The organism is Exiguobacterium sp. BG5(2022) (assembly GCF_031844365.1).
Taxonomy (GTDB): Bacteria; Bacillota; Bacilli; order Exiguobacteriales; family Exiguobacteriaceae; genus Exiguobacterium; species Exiguobacterium profundum.
Genome location: NZ_JAUZVB010000002.1, coordinates 145,751 through 162,648 on the forward strand (window position 1 = coordinate 145,751; position 16,898 = coordinate 162,648).

Here is a 16,898-nt window from a genome sequence, read left to right on the forward strand (position 1 = left end):
CGATGCATCAGCCCTCTTTTTCGTGTACCATCCACGTTCGTTGTAAAGCACCTAACAAGACCTGAGCTGTGTGCAGCATCGCCCGTTCATCCACATCGAAGCGAGGATGATGATGCGGGAAGATTGCAGAGAGCTCGGGATTTCCTGCTCCTGTGAAGAAAAAACTACCAGGAACGCGCTCGACATAATAAGCGAAATCTTCTCCGACCATGAGCGGTGCCATCTCAATGACACCGTCTGCACCAACGACCTCCACCGCACTCTCACGGACGAGTTCCGTTTCGGTCACATGATTCACGACAGCAGGATATCCTTTTATATACTCCAATTCATAATCAGCATCACTCGCCTCACAGACGGAACGGATGATCCGTTCCATATCGGAGATGATTTTTTCTTGTGTCTCCCGAGTGAATGTACGCACGGTGCCGGATAATTTGGCTTCTTCGGCAATGACGTTGAACGCTTGCCCGGAGTGGAGCGTACCGATGGTCAGTACGGCAGGTTCGAGCGGATCGATGCGCCGACTGACGACCTGTTGGAGATGATTTGCCACGTTCACGGCAACCATGAGGGCATCGACTGTATGTTGCGGAATCGCGCCATGTCCACCTTTTCCTGTAATGGTCAATTCAAAGCGATCTGCCGCAGCCATGACAGGACCTGTTTTCACGCCAATCGTTCCGAACGGAAGTGGCGTCCAAATGTGCGCACCGTATATATAATCCACGTTGTCGAGACAGCCGTCTTCAATCATCGGTTTGGCACCACCTGGAGCCAATTCTTCTGCGAACTGGTGAATCAACACGACGTCTCCTGGAAGGCTCATCTCAGTCAATACTTTCGCTAAAACGAGCAGTGTCGCCGTGTGGGCATCGTGTCCACACGCATGCATGACCCCGTTCACTTTTGAACGATACGGGACATCTTTCACATCTTGGATGGGAAGGGCGTCAAAATCGGCACGTAATGCGATGGTCGGACCGTCACCGCCTTTGATTCGACCGACGACCCCATTGCCGCCAACGTGCTCACGTACTTCAATCCCAAGTTCACGGAGATACGAGGCAATCATCTTTGGTGTTTCGACTTCTTGAAAAGACAGTTCAGGATATTGGTGAAAATGGCGTCTTAGGGACACCATTTCTTCGAACAACTCGGTCAAACGTACTTCGGCATGCGTGACGATCATTGCGAACACTCCTTTGTGGTTACCGTGTCAAGAAATGAATTCATTTACAAATTGTTATGAAAGTTAAGCTTATCTTATACGAGTAAAGGGAATTAATACAGGAGAAAATGAAGAAATGAGGTGCCAACATGGGGTGGATTATTGCGATTGTAGCGGTTGTCGTGCTTGTACTCATCTATTTTTCGATGTACAACGGGCTCGTCAAATATCGAAATTGGGTCGATGAGGCATGGGCTCAAATCGATGTACAGTTGAAGCGGCGGTATGATCTGATTCCGAACTTGGTCGAGACGGTGAAAGGCTATGCGAAACACGAACAAGAAACGCTTACAAAGGTCGTCGAACTGAGAAACCAGCTCGGAGAAAAGTCGAATCGTCAAGACCAGATGGCAGTGAACGATCAATTGAGTGGAGCACTGAAAAATCTCTTCGCGCTTCGTGAGGCGTACCCAGATTTGAAGGCGAATGAGAACTTCAAGATGTTGCAGGAAGAATTGACGCAGACAGAAAACAAAGTGGCGTATTCGCGCCAGCTCTATAATAATACGGTCATGAAATATAACACGAAAATCGAATCGGTCCCGACGAACATCATCGCTTCCGTCCATCATTTCGAAAAGCGCGATATGCTCGAGGCACGTGCCGAAGAGCGCGAGAACGTTCGCGTTTCGTTTTGATGAATCGAGGTGGCGCGTATGCTCCTCTATGAACAGATTCGAAAGAATAAAGTGAAGACTGTTTTCATCGTCACGGGGTTTGTCTTATTCGTTCTTCTCGTCGGAGCGGCGATTTCCTACGTCAACTATGGAGACGCGATTCCGGGGTTGATCTTCACACCGATTTTCTCGTTGTTTTACGTGGGAATCGTCATCATGTCGAGTACGAACATCGTCATGAAGATGAATCGGGCACAAGAGGTGACATCGGTGGAAGAGCACCGCTTTTTATGGCATACGGTCGAGAACATGGCGATGGTCGCACGAGTGCCGATGCCGCGTATCTTTATCATCAACGACCCATCGCCGAACGCTTTTGCGACGGGATTGAAACCGGAAAAGGCGGCCGTCGCCGTCACAACGGGACTGTTGGATCGATTATCGCGAGAAGAAGTAGAAGGTGTGATCGCGCATGAGGTCGCGCATATTAAGAATTATGATGTGCGGCTCTCGACGGTCACGCTCGCACTTGTCTCGGTGATTGCCATCATGAGCGATATCGGGTCGCGCATGCTGTTCTTCAGAAGTATCGGTGGAAGACGCGATCAAAACCAGAATCCAATTTTCATGATCATCGGACTCGTCCTGTTGGTATTGGCACCGCTCATCGCCATGCTCATCAATATGGCGATTTCCCGGAATCGCGAGTTTCTGGCAGATGCGAGTGGGGCGGAACTGACCCGAAACCCAGATGCGCTCGCCTCGGCGCTTGAGAAGATTGCCAACGTCGAGACACCCGTCGAGCAAGCGTCGAGTGCCTCGGCACCGCTTTACTTCTCCGATCCACTTAAGAAGAAGGTGAGTGGTCTATTCTCGACACACCCCGATCCAGTTGAACGCATTTCCCGACTTCGTCAAATGTAAGAAGAGCCTGTCCGGTTGCGGCAGGCTCTTTATGTTACACTGAACTGGGAAAATAAGGAGGTGGATGAGTTGGGTAAAAAGATATACATAGTGTACGGTCTGATCTTTTGTATCGTCATTTTCCTAGCGGGGGCGATATTAAATAATCCGATTTGGCAGTTGATGCGTGTCATCATGTGGCTCACGCAGTACATCTTGCCGTGGATTTTCCTCTATTATTTCATTAAATTTTATCAACAATATGCACAAAAACAAGAAAAGCCACCTGAATGAGGTGGCTTTCGATGTTTATCCGGCGCGGTGGCTACGGATTTTTTCAATCTCATCGAGGACGAACTGAACGTTTGTGCCGACGATGACTTGAATATGGTTTGGACTGACGACTTTGATTCCCGGAATACCGGCTTTTTTGATTTGATCTTGGTTAACCGTATCCATGTCTTTGACATCGACACGTAGGCGTGTGATGCACGACTCGATGCCTGTGACGTTGCTGTCACCGCCAAGACCGTCATAAATCATATGTGCCATTGCTGAGTATTCGCTACCTGAAGCTGATGCGACCGGAGCGACTTTCGCTTCACCGTCTGCCGTCTCACTTGCAACCGCATCGACGACTTCATCTGGTTCACGGCCTGGCGTCGCCAAGTTGAGCTTCACAATCATAAAGCGGAAGATGACGTAATAAATGACTGCGAACACGAGACCTTGAACGATGAGCATGTACGGTTGGTTCGCAAGCGGCAAGCGTGAGCTCAAGATAAAGTCGACCAAGCCTGCGCTGAATCCAAAGCCAGCTGTCCATTGGAACGTTGCTGCAACGAAGAGCGAAATTCCTGTAAGGACTGCGTGTACAAGGTAAAGAACAGGAGCGAGGAACATGAATGAGAACTCGAGCGGTTCTGTTACACCTGTGAAGAATGAAGCGAATGCCGCTGCGAGAAGAAGTGAAGCGGCTTGTTTTTTCCGTTTCGTTTTCGCTGTGTGGTACATCGCGAGTGCTGCGGCCGGGAGACCGAACATCATGATTGGGAAGTAACCTGCTTGGTACATCCCCGTTACACCTTTTTCACCTTGACCTGACCAGAAGTTTCCGATGTCGTTGATTCCTGCGACGTCGAACCAGAATACAGAGTTGAGGGCGTGGTGAAGGCCGGTTGGAATCAAGAGGCGGTTAAAGAATCCGTAAAGTCCGGCACCGAATGCGCCAAGTTTTGAAATCGATTCACCGAAACCGACGAGACCTGTATAGACGACCGGCCAGATGAAGTAAAGAGCGACCGATACAAGAATCATCGAGAAGGCTGTCATGATTGGTACGAGACGCTTCCCACTAAAGAAGGCGAGAGCATCTGGCAATTTGACTTGACTGAAGCGGTTATACATGGAAGCGGCGACGAGACCGGATAGAATCCCGACAAAAGCATTCCCAATCTTACCGAATGCCGGGTTGACGGCTTCTACGTCGATTCCTTGGAACAATGCTACCGTTCCTGCGGAGAGAAGCGTTGTGACCGTCAAGAAGGCAACGAGTCCACTTAGTGCTGCTGAACCGTCACGGTTCTTAGCCATTCCGAGCGCGACCCCGACTGCGAACAGAATTGGGATGTTATCAATAATAGCGGCCCCTGCCTTAATTAAGAATGCAGCGGCAATGTTTTCAGATCCCCAGCCGACTGGGTCAATCCAATAACCAATCCCCATGAGAATGGCAGCAGCCGGTAGTACGGCGACCGGTAACATGAGGGAACGTCCGAGACGTTGGAAAAAGTTCATCATTGTTGATTTCCTCCTTTTTGATGGTGTTGATCTTGTAGACGTTGGATGTGAAGCGTAATATAACCAAGTTCTGACTCGGGCAAGACGATGCCATAGGTCTCTTCCATTTCTTTTGCGACATCTGATGCACACGCATAGGCAGACGTGAACTTCGTCTGAATCATGCGGAGCATGTCTTCATCAATCGTATGATGATCGTAATGGTTGACCCGATCCATAACGAACCGTAAATGAGTTAATAATCGTTGGTAGGATAAGTCATCTTCTTCAATGGATACATCGAGTCGTCGTGAAATCGATTGAATCATGTCGCGGACAATTGTTGTCTGTTTGACCGTCTTGCGTAAATCACCTCCTTTCACTTTCATCGTATGAATATGAAGCGCGATGAACGCAGCTTCGTCTTTCGGCATTTGGACGTTGAGCTTTTCAGCGATATGCTCAATCGCCCATAGTCCAATCTCATATTCATTCCGATAGAGGATTTTAATCTCGTTCAACAGTTTGTTGCGTAATGAGATGCCATCCATTTCCCGCTCGATGGCGAACGAGATGTGGTCGGTCAAGACAATGTGGATATGTTCGTTGAACGATGTCTCGAGACGTTTTTCCGCATAAGAGATAATGTCCTCGGAAACGGTGAAGTGTTCAACGGGAATCCGGCTCAATAACTGTTGGAACTTGTCATTCTCTGGCATGATGAACAACTTTTCGATTTTATGGGGATTGACGATGTCGTTCTTCGCTTTTTTAAACGCGACGCCAGGGCCAATCGCAATCTTTTCTTCACCCTCGTCTGAGACGATGACCGCATTGTTGTTTAGAATCTTTTTGATTTTAATCATGTGTCCTCCTTATTCCGGAGTCACGCTTCCACTCGGGCGACAATCGTCTTGCCCGGAACAGCTTCCTTCGTGAACGTGAAGGCGTAATGATGGGCAAGTGCGCCACCATTCGTCACGACCATTGGCGTGACCGTGTCCTTACCAGCTTGATGAATTTGCGCCAAGTCTGCTGTGAGTAACAGCTGTCCCGTCTTGACGTGGTCGCCCACATCTACTTGAAGATCAAACGGTCGACCTTCGAGTTCAACGGTATCGAGTCCGACGTGTATCAAAATCTCAGCCCCATCCTCGGTCCGAATGCCGATGGCGTGCTTTGTTGGAGCGATTTGTACAATCTCTCCATCAGCCGGTGAGACGACGGCACCGTCTGTTGGTGTGATGGCAATGCCATCGCCCATCATTTTTTCACTAAAGACCGGGTCCGCAACTTGTTCGAGTGGAATGACGTCTCCTTCCATTGGTGAGTGCAGTGTCGGTTTGTGTCGATTCATTAACTTATTCCATAGCATGTCTACTACATCCTTTCTTGAAACAAAACACCGAAAAACAAAACAGGCATGGAGTATAGACGGGTGGCATGCACCGTACGTCTTACCCCATGCCTGATCGAATCAGTCACATGTGATCACTATTCGTTTCTTCACGTTCAACATAACATGTGTTGGTTTGAGACACAAGTCTTTTTTTGAAAGCGTTCTCTAAAATTTTACAAGGGAACGAATCTATTGTATAGTAAGGGCGAATCTAAGTAAGAAAGGTGTTGCATGTTGATGAGTGAGGTTGTATCTGCCTAACGAACTGAAAAATGTCGGATGACACGTCTTTTTGTCATGCCGTCATGTTCCGTTACAGATACCGCCCATCAAAAACTGCCAGACACCCGTCTGTCTTTTTGCGTTGGTCGTCATCGACCGACGCTTTTTTGTTTGCGCGGTATCTCGATTCTATCATTTGAGGAGAGAGAAACATGAACGAACAAACATTTGAAAAATTACAATACAACGAATTGATGATGAAAGTAGAACGCTTCTGCATCAGCGGATTCGGGAGACGATTACTCAGACAGCAACGCCCAACGAGCCACATTACGACGGTGAAGAAGCGCCTGCAAGAAACATCCGAAGCCCGAGCGATTTTAGACGCGACGTCACACGTCCCGTTCATCGGTGTGTCTGACATGGAGACCATTATCGGAAAACTGCAACGAGGCATCCAACTCGAGGCAACAGAGCTTGAAGCGGTCGCCGAGTTTTTACGAGGGGCACGCAAACTCAAGCGATTCATGCTCGAGCATGAATTCTTTGCACCGCTTCTTTCGGCTTATGCTTCAGGAATGGGCGAATGGCGGACGTTAGAAGAAGACATCACACAATCGATTCGAGCCGGACAGGTCGTCGATGAAGCATCAAAAGAGTTGAAGCGGATTCGGAAGCAAGTCGACATTTTAGAAGGACGAATCGAGGAACGATTGAACAAGTTCTTAAAGAGCGCCGCCAATCGCGAGATGATCCAAGACGGATTCGTCACGAAAAAACAGGATCGCTTCACCATCCCAATCAAAGCTTCCTATAAGCATAAAGTGGCAGGGACGATTGTGGATACATCGAATCGTGGGACGACGGTCTTTATCGAACCGGAAGCGATCGCGAAGTTAAACGCTGAACTTGTCGTCAAGCGTACAGAAGAAGCGGTAGAGGTGTATCAAGTGCTAGCGACGTTGACGGGAGCGGTGACAGAAGTCCTTCCTGACATCGAATCGACGCTCGATGTCATCGCCCAGTACGATATGGTCTTCGCCAAAGGGAAGTACAGTCAGTCGATTGACGGGGTGACACCACACGTCAATGCGAGCGGTCGCATCCGATTGAAGCAAGTACGTCATCCACTTTTAGAAAGCGCCGTTCCACTCGACTTTGCCATCGGTACAGACTATCGCGGCTTGATCATCACCGGACCGAACGCCGGAGGGAAGACGGTCGTCTTGAAAACGATTGGACTCCTTAGTCTCATGACGATGACGGGACTGCATATCCCAGCTCACACCGATACGATCATTTCGACGTTCGATGAAGTGTTCGTCGATATCGGAGATAATCAAGACTTGGAATCGGCACTCAGTACATTCTCTGCACACATGTACAATGTGGCGAATATCATGCAGACCGCTGGAAAACGATCGCTCTTGTTATTCGATGAGATTGGGAGCGGGACGGAACCGAATGAAGGGGCGGCTCTTGCAATTGCCATCTTGGAAGCGGCATATAAACGGGGCGCAATCGTTGTGGCATCGACACATTATGGTGAAATCAAATCCTATTCTGAAGCCCACCCAGATTTCATGAACGCTGCGATGCAGTTTGATCCGGAAACGCTCGAACCGAAATATCGGCTGATCATGGGGCAGTCTGGCGACAGCAACGCTCTTTTTATCGCCCGTAAGATGAGGCTGCCGGAATCGATTTTGAAACAGGCATCCCGTTATATGAACGAGAAAACGTATGATATTACGAAAGTCGATGATTCTAAAATTACGCGAGAAGTGGAGATGGCCCCGCTTGAAGAAACAGAGCATTTTGAAAAAGGTGACCGTGTCCGCTTGTTAGAGACGAATCAAGTCGGTCTTGTCTATTCGTTTGATGCATCGCGTCGACATGTCCGAGTGTTCGTAGATTTGGAATATGTAGAGTTGCCGAGCCGCCGCGTTCGTCTTGAGGCACGTGCAACAGAACTCTATCCGGCTGACTATGATTTAGATACGTTATTCACGACGTATCAGGAGCGTAAGGAAGCCCACGACTTTGCTCGAGGATCAAAGAAAGCGTTACGACGAGTAGAGAAAGAGATCCGAGAAAGGAAGAAACAAGAGCAATCTAACCGGAAATAAAATGTCTAGATTCATTTAGAAAGGGCGGCCACCGCGAGTGGCTGCCCTTTTGACTTATAAGCTATTGCTTTGATTTTCTACGTTGCTGTCGCTCTCTGTTGAAGCATCGTCATCTGAAGAAGTTGAGTCGTCATGGTGTGGACCGTGACCATGGCGACCACCTTCACGTCCACCGCGCATACCACGAATATCTTCCAAGTCATCGTAACTTGTCACATCGGCAAACCGTTCTTTGTGGTCCGCAAGGATTTGATCCGCGTCTTCTTGCGTCAAGTTTCCTTCTTCCACAGCGGTTGCGAGTTTTTCTTCATGCGACGTCATGATCGCGTCGATGAACGCTTCAATTGAAATCCCTTTTTCTTCTGCGAGTTCAGGGAGAGATTGCCCGTTTTCGCGAGCCACATCCACTTCTTCTTGCGTTAAACCGAGCGCTTCGATGAGAGCGGCATGCCCTGCTTCTCGGTCACCGAACATACCAGGCCCTCGTTCACCACGTTCGCATTGTGTGGATGCTGTCGTTGTCGATTCATCAGTCGTCGTGTCATTCGTCGCGGCATATACGCCTGTGCCTGAGACGGCCAATAGACCGGCTAAGGCGATTGCTAGTTTTGTTGATTTCATGTGTATCTCCTCCTTTGTTACTTCAATTGTAGGACTGAACGCTTCGGAAGTTGTGAGGGAGTTGCAAGATTTCTGCAAATTGTCTTTGGGAAACGGTGGGACGTTTGATGGGTACGATATAATGGATGTGGAGGCGATATGAGATGAACGTACTCGTTGTGGAAGATGAACTAAAACTGGCGGACGGCATGTCCCGCTTTTTAACATATTCCGGATTTGAGGTGACCGTGGCGATGACTTTGAGTGAGGCGAAACAACAGTTGCATCAACGGTTTGATGCAGTTTTATTGGATGTTCGACTCCCTGACGGAGAAGGTTGGACCTTGATTCCGACATTAAAAGCGCAACAGCCCGCACCTGCTATTATCCTGACGACGGCTCGTGGTGAGGCGGATGATCGCGTGTTCGGATTGGAACTTGGCGCAGACGATTATTTAGTCAAACCCATCGTTTTAAAAGAGTTGGAGATTCGACTGAAACGTCTCGTCAAACAAACCGATATGATTCAATTTGGAACGCTCACCATCGACGTCAAATCGAGAATGGTACAAGAGAACGGACATCCGCTTCGATTAACGAACAAAGAGTATGAGTTGTTACTGTATCTTTGGAAACATGTCGGGGAGGCGTTAGACCGGAACCGTTTGCTCGATGAGGTGTGGGACTACGCATTCGTCGGAGATACACGAACGGTCGACACCCACATTAAACAACTGCGTGACAAATCGCCGACCTTGAAAGAACAGTTGAAGACGGTGCACCGGGTCGGTTATCGATTAGAGGAACTGTCATGAATCGATTAATGAAGAAGTTACTTTGGACGGCCATTCTACCACTTGCAGTGATGGCACTTTTAACATTCGGACTCACGTCATTATTGATTGGACGCTTCGCAGAAGAGGAGACGTACGCACAATTGGAGCGCGAGGCGGCGATTGTGTATGAAGCCATTCAAGAGGGCCGTGGAATCCCAGGGCAACTTGACGTGCTTGTATTTCAAAATGGGCAGCGTATCGAGTTCGAACGAGGCGGACGGATGCATCGCATGATGCCAATCAACCTCGATCCGAATGATTTAGCGATTCAGGACGAAGTGGGTGTAAATGGTACCCGCTTCTTGACGTATCTGAAAGAAGAAGGGGACATTCAAATCGTGACATATAGTCCCGTTCCGTTTTCAAATCCACAATTCCAGCAAATCTACCTCATCTTAGCGGGTGGGTTTATTCTGGCCCTACTTGTCGCAATCGCTGTCACGTATTGGATGAGTCGTCGGCTCACGCAACCGCTCGTCGAGTTGAAACAAGCGACCGCATCCATTATGGAGGGGCGACACGATATTAGCTTGCCGAGCGTGACGAACGATGAGATTGGGGATTTGACCGTCACCATCGGACAGATGAACACATCACTTCAAGAAAAAGAGGCGCTTCAAAAATCATTTATCTCTGGGGTCACACACGATGTGCGTACACCGCTCGCTATCGTTCGAAACGAGGCGGAACTATTAGAGCTCGGTGTCGTCCATGAAACAGAGATGGCCACAACCGGTAAAAGCATTACCGAGGAAGTGGACCGGATTGACCGACTCGTCAATCAGATGCTCGAATACTCTAAATTGTCCGCAGGTTCGATTCCCCTTGAAATGGAATCGATTCAACTGGATGAATTGGTTCGTCGGTTGACGCCACGCATGTCTGAGTGGTTCCGACAAAAAGACGTGACACTCGACCTCCGACTCGAAACGGTATCAATCCAAGCTGATCGATTGGCGATGGAACGAGTGCTCTCGAATTTCATAAGCAATGCGTATGAGGCGAGCCCTGTCGGGGGAAGAATCACCATCACTCTAACCCCGAAGCGATTAGAAGTGACCGACGAAGGAAACGGGGTTGATCCTTCCATTCAGCATGCGATATGGGATATGTATGTGAAAGGGGATCGCTCCAACGGCCATGGTTTAGGTCTCGCTATCACGAAATTACTTCTTGACGCACAAGGACTTTCTTACGGGGTCGATTCAGATAAGGGGGCGACGTTTTGGATCGAATGGACATGACTTTATTTTTGCGTGGGGTACGGTTAGAGAGGGAACGCATTCATTCAACGGGTTATCCGTACTCGTTACCAATCTTTCAGACACTCGATGAACTGACGTTTCATCATCCTGTCACGTTTCTTGTTGGAGAGAACGGGAGTGGGAAATCGACGTTGATTGAAGGGATGGCGGTGGCGGCCGGATTCAATCCGGAAGGCGGGGCGCCGTCCTTCCAATTCGAAACAGAGTCGACACATAGCTCGTTGTATGAGGCGTTGCGTCCGATTCGAGGACCATATCGACCAAAGGATGGCTTTTTCTTACGCGCCGAGACGGCATACCAGCTATCGAGTTATGTGGATGAGATGGCGAAATTAGGACGAGATCCTGAGCGGTTTTATGAATCATACGGCGGACGTTCTCTTCATGAACAGTCGCATGGGGAAGCGTTTCTCTCCCTCATGTTGCACCGATTTCGTGGAGAAGGGCTTTACATTTTGGATGAGCCGGAGGCCGCATTGTCTCCGATGCGCCAACTGACGATGCTCGCACGCATGCATGAACTTGTCCAGTCCGGAAGTCAATTTATCATCGCGAGTCATTCACCCATCTTGATGTCGTATCCGGGTGCGATGATTTTACAAGTGGAAACGGGACTCTCCCCGACGTCGTTTGACGAACTCGAGCACGTGAGGGTGATGCGTGACTATTTACAGGCACCGGAACGGATGCAGCGAATCTTGTTTGAAGAGTAAAAAACGGTCACGATGTAAGCGGTTTACTTTTTATGTTGACGTCAAGATTTATAGGGAGTATGCTTATATCGAAAAGAAGAAAATCCACTTTAGGATTGTTACTGGTGATGCAGGCAAAACCTAAATTGACGCCACGACTGTATGTTGGACGTTGGTGTGAATTTAGGTTTTTTTCTTTTTAGTTCAGTCGAATGAGAGTGAGGTGAGGAGACCATGCAGATTTCAAAAGTGTTCAATAATAACGTCGTAGCAATTGATGCGAACGGTCAAGAACAGGTCGTGATGGGGCGCGGGATTGCATTTCAAAAACGGCCAGGCGATCCGATTGACCAGACGCGAATCGAAAAAATCTTTACGCTCGAGAGTAAAGAAAGTTATGAGCGTTTCGTTCACTTTTTAAATGAAATGCCGACGGATGAGATGGAGACGGTGAAACAGATTGTCAGATTAGCCGAAGAGCGATTAAAACAACCTATTCATGATTCGCTCTACGTGACGCTAGCGGACCACCTTCATTTCGCGCTTAGTCGGTATCAGGATGGAATCCAGATTCGTAACCCTCTCGTTTGGGAAGTGAAACGATTTTATGCTCCGGAGTTCGCTGTCGGCAAAGAAGCGGTAAAATTGATCAATGCGCAACACGAGGTCAACCTGGATGAAGATGAGGCCGTTGCGATTGCCTTACATCTCGTCAATGCGACGATGTCTGGTGTGAAAGGTGAAAACCTGCATCTCGTAACGGAGATGACAAAAGCCACCCAAGCCATTTTGACCATTATCACGTATCATTTTCAAATCGAGCTGGATGAAGAGTCATACGCCTATTCTCGATTTTTGACTCATTTAAAGTACTTTGTGCAGCGCCTCGCATCGGGGGAAAAGGTCAAGTCCACAGGTGACGAAACCTTGTTCTTGATGGTGAAGCAGAGATATCCGGAAGCGTTCGAATGCGTTGAAAAAATCGCTGGATTGATCGCGACGAAATATCGTTATGATGTATCGATGGACGAACGGCTGTATATGATGATTCATATCGAAAACTTAATGAAAGAACGTCGATCCTAAGGATGGTTACTGATGACGCAGGCCAAACCTAAATGACTACACCTTTATTTGTGTAGTGATTTAGGTTTTTCTTTTTATCCAAAAACATGAGGAGTGAACAAGATGGACCAATATAAACAACTGGCAGAGACGATTGTGCAGCATGTCGGTGGGAAAGATAACGTCAAAAGTGTCTTTCACTGTGCGACACGACTGCGTTTCAAATTAAAAGATGAATCAAAGGCAAATGCGACTACGCTGAAGGAACAAGATGGCATCATCACGGTCGTTCAAAGTGGAGGACAATTTCAAGTCGTCATCGGGAACAATGTACCATACGTCTACAAAGAGGTTGTCGATGTTGGTGGTTTCCAGACATCTTCGACTGATGATGAAGAAAAATCAGGAGTATTCAACCGATTGATTGATGTGATTGCTGGAATCTTTACGCCGATTCTCGGACCGATGGCAGGTAGTGGTCTGTTGAAAGGGTTACTCGCCATCCTTGTCGCGTTTGGATTATTGACAGAAGAAATGGGCACATATGTCGTCTTGAATGCCGCGGCGGATGCACTATTTTACTTCCTACCCGTGATCTTAGGACATTCGGCGGCTAAGAAATTTGGTGGGAACCCGTATATTGGGATGATTATCGGTGGGGCGCTTGTCTATCCATCGATTGTGGCCATTCAAGGAGCAGGGGAGGCCTTGACGTTCCTCAATGTGCCTGTCGTCTTAATGAGTTATGCGTCTTCGGTTATCCCGATTATTTTGGCGACATACGTTTCTTCAAAAGTCGAAACATTCTTTAACCGTCATACGCATGAAGCTGTACGAAACTTCACAACACCGATGATGGCGTTGTTACTCGTTGTCCCGTTGACGTTTTTAGCAATTGGACCGGTTGCGACGTATGCGAGTCAAGGTTTAGCGAATGGTTACTCGTTCTTGTATGAGTTGAGCCCAACCATCGCCATCGCGTTCATCGGTGCGTTCTGGCAAGTGCTTGTCATGTTCGGTCTCCATTGGGGACTTGTACCAATTATCATCAATAACTTATCGGTTGTCGGTACGGATACGATTGTTGTCGGTGTATTGATGGCCACGTTCGGTCAAGTAGGGGCAGTTCTAGCGATTACCTTAAAAGCCAAAAATCCGAAAGTGAAAGGGTTAGGAACATCTTCCACGATTGCAGGTGTGTTTGGAATTACGGAGCCGGCTATCTATGGCTTGACGCTTCCCCGTAAAAAACCATTTGTGTTTGGGGTTGTGGGTGGAGCGGCTGGTGGTGTCGTAGGAGGTTTGTTCGGTACGGCGGCTTATGCGATGGGAGGCCTCGGAATCTTTAGCATCCCAGTCATGATTCCTCCAACGGGTGTCGATTTAGCCTTCTATGGAGCATTTATCGGAATGGCGGTTGCAACAGTAGTCGCTCTCGTCTTGACGATGGTCTTCCACAAAGAAGAAACGACCGTCGAGTCGACAGAAAAAGTGGTTGTACAATCAATCTCTGAACAAGTCGGCTTTCCTGTATCGGCTCCATTGAAAGGAGAAGTCGTGTCGCTTGAAACGGTTCGTGATGAAGTGTTCTCAAGCGGGGCGATGGGGAAAGGGATTGCGATTATGCCTTCAGAAGGCGCGGTATATGCACCGTTTGACGGAGAAATCGTCACGGTCTATCCATCGAAGCATGCAATCGGTCTTCGATCTGATACAGGTGTGGAAGTATTGATTCACATTGGATTAGATACGGTCAAGCTAAATGGACAGTATTTTGAAACGGTCGTTACGGACGGTCAGAAAGTGACAGAAGGAGAACTGCTCGTCCGATTCGATATAGATGCCATCGCTCGTGAAGGGTATGACACCATCACCCCGATTATCGTAACAAACACCGAACATTATCTCGATGTCTTACCGGTTTACACAGGTGTGGTTGAAGCCAATCATGGCGTATTGCGTGTCATTGTATAACAAAGGAGGAGACAGTATGAAACAAGTATCAAGTGAATTTCTATGGGGCGGGGCTACTGCGGCCAATCAGTTAGAAGGTGGTTATCAAGAAGGTGGTAAAGGACTTTCGATTGCTGACGTGATGCCAGGCGGAAAACAGCGAATGAAGATTATCCATGATCCGACGTTTGATTTTGAATTACATGAAGAGTATTCATACCCGAACCATGAAGGAATCGACTTCTATCATCGTTATAAAGAAGATATTGCCCTCTTTAAGGAAATGGGATTCAAGACGTTCCGCATGTCAATTGCGTGGTCACGAATTTTCCCGAACGGAGATGAAGTGGAACCGAATGAGGAGGGACTCCAATTCTATGATCGTGTGATCGATGAATTAGTCGCCCAAGGCATTGAACCACTCGTGACCATCTCCCACTATGAGATGCCCCTACATCTTGCGAAGCATTATGGGGGATGGCGAGACCGTCGCTTAGTCACATACTTTGAACGATACAGTCGTGTCTTGTTCGAACGTTATAAAGGGAAGGTCAAATACTGGTTGACGTTCAACGAAATCAACGGGGCACAGTTCATGCCGATGCTCAGTCTAGGGATTGCGGTTCGGGAAGAAGAGAATACGTTACAGCTCACCTATCAAGGATTGCATCACCAACTGGTCGCAAGTGCCCTTGCGACAAAGGCGGCCAGAGAGATTGACCCATCGATGCAAATCGGATGTATGCTCATTGCGGCTCCGGTTTATCCGTATAGTTCAAACCCGGATGATGTTTGGTATGCTCACGATGCAGAACGGATGATGAACTTCTTCTGCGGAGACGTCCATGTACGCGGCAAATATCCGAGCTTTGCGAAACGATTCTTCCGAGACAATGGCATTGAACTCGCTATGGAAGATGGCGACCTTGATATCCTCAAAGAGAATACTGTCGACTTCTTCTCACTCAGTTACTACATGTCGCGCACTGAAAAGGCTGAAAAAGGTCAGGATGAGGCGGAAGGTAATATTATGAGCGGGGTCAAGAATCCATACTTACAGGCGAGTGACTGGGGATGGGAAATTGATCCGACAGGACTCCGCGTCATCTTGAACAAGTTATATGAGCGTTATGAGCTCCCATTATTCATCGTTGAAAACGGGCTAGGTGCTTATGACAAAATTGAGTCGGACGGAACGATTCATGATGACTATCGCATCGATTACTTACGTGATCACTTGAAAGGGATGATGGATGCAATCGACGATGGAGTCGAAGTGATGGGATACACGAGTTGGGGGTGTATCGATTTAGTGAGTGCCTCGACAGGTGAGTACAGCAAACGGTATGGTTTCATTTACGTGGATCGACATGACGACGGTACCGGTACGTTAGAACGAAAACGGAAAGAGTCGTTCTTCTGGTATCAAGAGGTGATTCGTTCACAAGGTGCGAGCTTATACGAAGAAGAATCAGTCAAATGAAAAAGCGGCCTCGGCCGCTTTTTCATGCTTTCGTGATTTTTCGCAATAAGATGATCGCGAGACTAATGCCCCCAGCAATCAACATATACAAGATAATTTCCATCCAAGTGTTCATTCGTCGTCTCCATCCGCAAAGATTGCGAGCTCCCCTTGTGGCATCGCGACCAACAGATAGGCGTCTCCACCAAGTGGTCTCGCGTCCCCTGCTTGCCAGCACTCAAAGTGTTCTTGATATCCATTGATGAAGAGAAGGGATCCGGATTCAAATTCCAGTTCGAGGTGGGGGTGTTCGTCACCGAGGCGTACTTGATGGATGCGCTCTCTTCTTAAGCGCATGAGCTGTTCGAGTTGTTCACCTTCGTCAAACGTATTTTGCGTCGCATGGACATGCCACGGTCCCTCAATGGAGATCCAAGATTCCAGTCCTTGACGACTGAAATAGAGAAGATGATGGTTCGGACCAGAACCGAAATCGATTCCGACAAAAGAAGAGGCGGTAAAGAGGTGATGCAAAATAGATGTCGCTTGTTCGTGCTCTGTGGTAGACACACCGTCACCTCACTTTAAAGAGTTGTTATCATTATCATTTCACGTTACCACGCTAAAGTAAACGAATCTAACTCAATCTAGAAAAGAAACTGTAGATGATTCGCAAAGTATAATTTTGATTTATTTCACATTTCTGTATACAAAAAAACGGACATTCACGATGAATGTCCGTTTT

At 48.0% G+C, this 16,898-nt stretch carries 16 protein-coding genes; 10 read left to right on the forward strand and 6 right to left on the reverse strand.

What is annotated here, in order from left to right; all coding sequences use genetic code 11:
* Window positions 1-7: 7 nt before the first annotated feature.
* Window positions 8-1,192 carry an amidohydrolase gene (locus tag Q9R25_RS11060; RefSeq protein WP_159563272.1) on the reverse strand — a complete coding sequence of 395 codons (1,185 nt, stop codon included), beginning with the start codon at window positions 1,190-1,192 and terminating at the stop codon, window positions 8-10.
* Window positions 1,193-1,320: 128 nt separating this feature from the next.
* Between Q9R25_RS11060 and Q9R25_RS11065 the strand changes: the two genes are divergently transcribed.
* The 3 genes from Q9R25_RS11065 to Q9R25_RS11075 all read left to right on the forward strand — a co-directional run bounded on the left by Q9R25_RS11065 (window position 1,321) and on the right by Q9R25_RS11075 (window position 3,045).
* Window positions 1,321-1,869 carry a LemA family protein gene (locus tag Q9R25_RS11065; protein WP_074035096.1) on the forward strand — a complete coding sequence of 183 codons (549 nt, stop codon included), beginning with the start codon at window positions 1,321-1,323 and terminating at the stop codon, window positions 1,867-1,869.
* Between the two features lie 18 nt (window positions 1,870-1,887).
* Window positions 1,888-2,772, forward strand: coding sequence for a zinc metalloprotease HtpX (gene htpX / locus Q9R25_RS11070; RefSeq protein WP_311283219.1), 885 nt, complete (start codon window positions 1,888-1,890; stop codon window positions 2,770-2,772).
* 69 nt (window positions 2,773-2,841) lie between these two features.
* A complete protein-coding gene (locus tag Q9R25_RS11075) occupies window positions 2,842-3,045 on the forward strand; it encodes a hypothetical protein (protein WP_311283170.1) in 204 nt (67 codons plus the stop codon).
* 15 nt (window positions 3,046-3,060) lie between these two features.
* Here Q9R25_RS11075 and nagE read toward each other — a convergent pair whose 3' ends face one another.
* The 3 genes from nagE to Q9R25_RS11090 are packed head-to-tail and all read right to left on the reverse strand — an operon-like array spanning window position 3,061 to window position 5,905.
* Complete coding sequence (gene nagE, locus Q9R25_RS11080) at window positions 3,061-4,551, reverse strand: N-acetylglucosamine-specific PTS transporter subunit IIBC (RefSeq protein WP_015880354.1); 1,491 nt, start codon at window positions 4,549-4,551, stop codon at window positions 3,061-3,063.
* Window positions 4,548-5,396: a PRD domain-containing protein gene (locus Q9R25_RS11085; RefSeq protein ID WP_015880355.1), complete on the reverse strand. Its 849-nt coding sequence runs from the start codon at window positions 5,394-5,396 to the stop codon at window positions 4,548-4,550. Before Q9R25_RS11085 ends, nagE begins: the two co-directional genes overlap by 4 nt.
* 20 nt (window positions 5,397-5,416) lie before the next feature.
* Window positions 5,417-5,905 (reverse strand): PTS sugar transporter subunit IIA, encoded by a 489-nt coding sequence (locus Q9R25_RS11090; protein ID WP_015880356.1) that lies wholly within the window; start codon window positions 5,903-5,905, stop codon window positions 5,417-5,419.
* A 458-nt stretch (window positions 5,906-6,363) separates the two neighbouring features.
* On the opposite strand from Q9R25_RS11090, the gene Q9R25_RS11095 reads away from it, so the two are divergent.
* On the forward strand, window positions 6,364-8,280 hold the full coding sequence (locus tag Q9R25_RS11095; protein ID WP_214691363.1) for an endonuclease MutS2: 1,917 nt from the start codon (window positions 6,364-6,366) through the stop codon (window positions 8,278-8,280).
* Window positions 8,281-8,334: 54 nt separating this feature from the next.
* Here the strand turns inward: Q9R25_RS11095 and Q9R25_RS11100 are convergent, their stop codons facing one another.
* Entirely contained in the window at window positions 8,335-8,901 is a 567-nt protein-coding gene (locus tag Q9R25_RS11100; RefSeq protein ID WP_214691362.1) for a hypothetical protein, read from the reverse strand.
* A gap of 143 nt (window positions 8,902-9,044) precedes the next feature.
* On the opposite strand from Q9R25_RS11100, the gene Q9R25_RS11105 reads away from it, so the two are divergent.
* The 6 genes from Q9R25_RS11105 to Q9R25_RS11130 all read left to right on the forward strand — a co-directional run bounded on the left by Q9R25_RS11105 (window position 9,045) and on the right by Q9R25_RS11130 (window position 16,174).
* Window positions 9,045-9,695, forward strand: a complete 651-nt coding sequence (locus tag Q9R25_RS11105; protein ID WP_078146057.1) for a response regulator transcription factor — start codon at window positions 9,045-9,047, stop codon at window positions 9,693-9,695.
* Entirely contained in the window at window positions 9,692-10,960 is a 1,269-nt protein-coding gene (locus Q9R25_RS11110) for a sensor histidine kinase (RefSeq protein WP_311283171.1), read from the forward strand. The genes Q9R25_RS11105 and Q9R25_RS11110 overlap by 4 nt, the downstream gene beginning before the upstream one ends.
* Window positions 10,951-11,694 (forward strand): AAA family ATPase, encoded by a 744-nt coding sequence (locus tag Q9R25_RS11115; protein ID WP_208606721.1) that lies wholly within the window; start codon window positions 10,951-10,953, stop codon window positions 11,692-11,694. The genes Q9R25_RS11110 and Q9R25_RS11115 overlap by 10 nt, the downstream gene beginning before the upstream one ends.
* A gap of 213 nt (window positions 11,695-11,907) precedes the next feature.
* Window positions 11,908-12,759 carry a BglG family transcription antiterminator LicT gene (gene licT / locus Q9R25_RS11120; protein WP_074035086.1) on the forward strand — a complete coding sequence of 284 codons (852 nt, stop codon included), beginning with the start codon at window positions 11,908-11,910 and terminating at the stop codon, window positions 12,757-12,759.
* A 102-nt stretch (window positions 12,760-12,861) separates the two neighbouring features.
* Window positions 12,862-14,712 carry a beta-glucoside-specific PTS transporter subunit IIABC gene (locus tag Q9R25_RS11125; protein ID WP_074035084.1) on the forward strand — a complete coding sequence of 617 codons (1,851 nt, stop codon included), beginning with the start codon at window positions 12,862-12,864 and terminating at the stop codon, window positions 14,710-14,712.
* A 16-nt stretch (window positions 14,713-14,728) separates the two neighbouring features.
* Window positions 14,729-16,174, forward strand: coding sequence for a glycoside hydrolase family 1 protein (locus Q9R25_RS11130; RefSeq protein WP_074035082.1), 1,446 nt, complete (start codon window positions 14,729-14,731; stop codon window positions 16,172-16,174).
* A 111-nt stretch (window positions 16,175-16,285) separates the two neighbouring features.
* On the opposite strand, the gene Q9R25_RS11135 is transcribed toward Q9R25_RS11130, so the two are convergent.
* Complete coding sequence (locus Q9R25_RS11135; protein ID WP_047795794.1) at window positions 16,286-16,723, reverse strand: hypothetical protein; 438 nt, start codon at window positions 16,721-16,723, stop codon at window positions 16,286-16,288.
* Window positions 16,724-16,898: the final 175 nt, after the last annotated feature.

Excerpts from the sequence above, each read along its gene's own strand:
- Q9R25_RS11060 (WP_159563272.1), bottom strand. The coding sequence starts at position 1,192 with ATGATCGTCACGCATGCCGAAGTACGTTTGACCGAGTTGTTCGAAGAA.
- Q9R25_RS11065 (WP_074035096.1), top strand. The coding sequence starts at position 1,321 with ATGGGGTGGATTATTGCGATTGTAGCGGTTGTCGTGCTTGTACTCATC.
- htpX (WP_311283219.1), top strand. The coding sequence starts at position 1,888 with ATGCTCCTCTATGAACAGATTCGAAAGAATAAAGTGAAGACTGTTTTC.
- nagE (WP_015880354.1), bottom strand. The coding sequence starts at position 4,551 with ATGATGAACTTTTTCCAACGTCTCGGACGTTCCCTCATGTTACCGGTC.
- Q9R25_RS11085 (WP_015880355.1), bottom strand. The coding sequence starts at position 5,396 with ATGATTAAAATCAAAAAGATTCTAAACAACAATGCGGTCATCGTCTCA.
- Q9R25_RS11090 (WP_015880356.1), bottom strand. The coding sequence starts at position 5,905 with ATGCTATGGAATAAGTTAATGAATCGACACAAACCGACACTGCACTCA.
- Q9R25_RS11095 (WP_214691363.1), top strand. The coding sequence starts at position 6,364 with ATGAACGAACAAACATTTGAAAAATTACAATACAACGAATTGATGATG.
- Q9R25_RS11100 (WP_214691362.1), bottom strand. The coding sequence starts at position 8,901 with ATGAAATCAACAAAACTAGCAATCGCCTTAGCCGGTCTATTGGCCGTC.
- Q9R25_RS11105 (WP_078146057.1), top strand. The coding sequence starts at position 9,045 with ATGAACGTACTCGTTGTGGAAGATGAACTAAAACTGGCGGACGGCATG.
- Q9R25_RS11110 (WP_311283171.1), top strand. The coding sequence starts at position 9,692 with ATGAATCGATTAATGAAGAAGTTACTTTGGACGGCCATTCTACCACTT.
- Q9R25_RS11115 (WP_208606721.1), top strand. The coding sequence starts at position 10,951 with ATGGACATGACTTTATTTTTGCGTGGGGTACGGTTAGAGAGGGAACGC.
- licT (WP_074035086.1), top strand. The coding sequence starts at position 11,908 with ATGCAGATTTCAAAAGTGTTCAATAATAACGTCGTAGCAATTGATGCG.
- Q9R25_RS11125 (WP_074035084.1), top strand. The coding sequence starts at position 12,862 with ATGGACCAATATAAACAACTGGCAGAGACGATTGTGCAGCATGTCGGT.
- Q9R25_RS11130 (WP_074035082.1), top strand. The coding sequence starts at position 14,729 with ATGAAACAAGTATCAAGTGAATTTCTATGGGGCGGGGCTACTGCGGCC.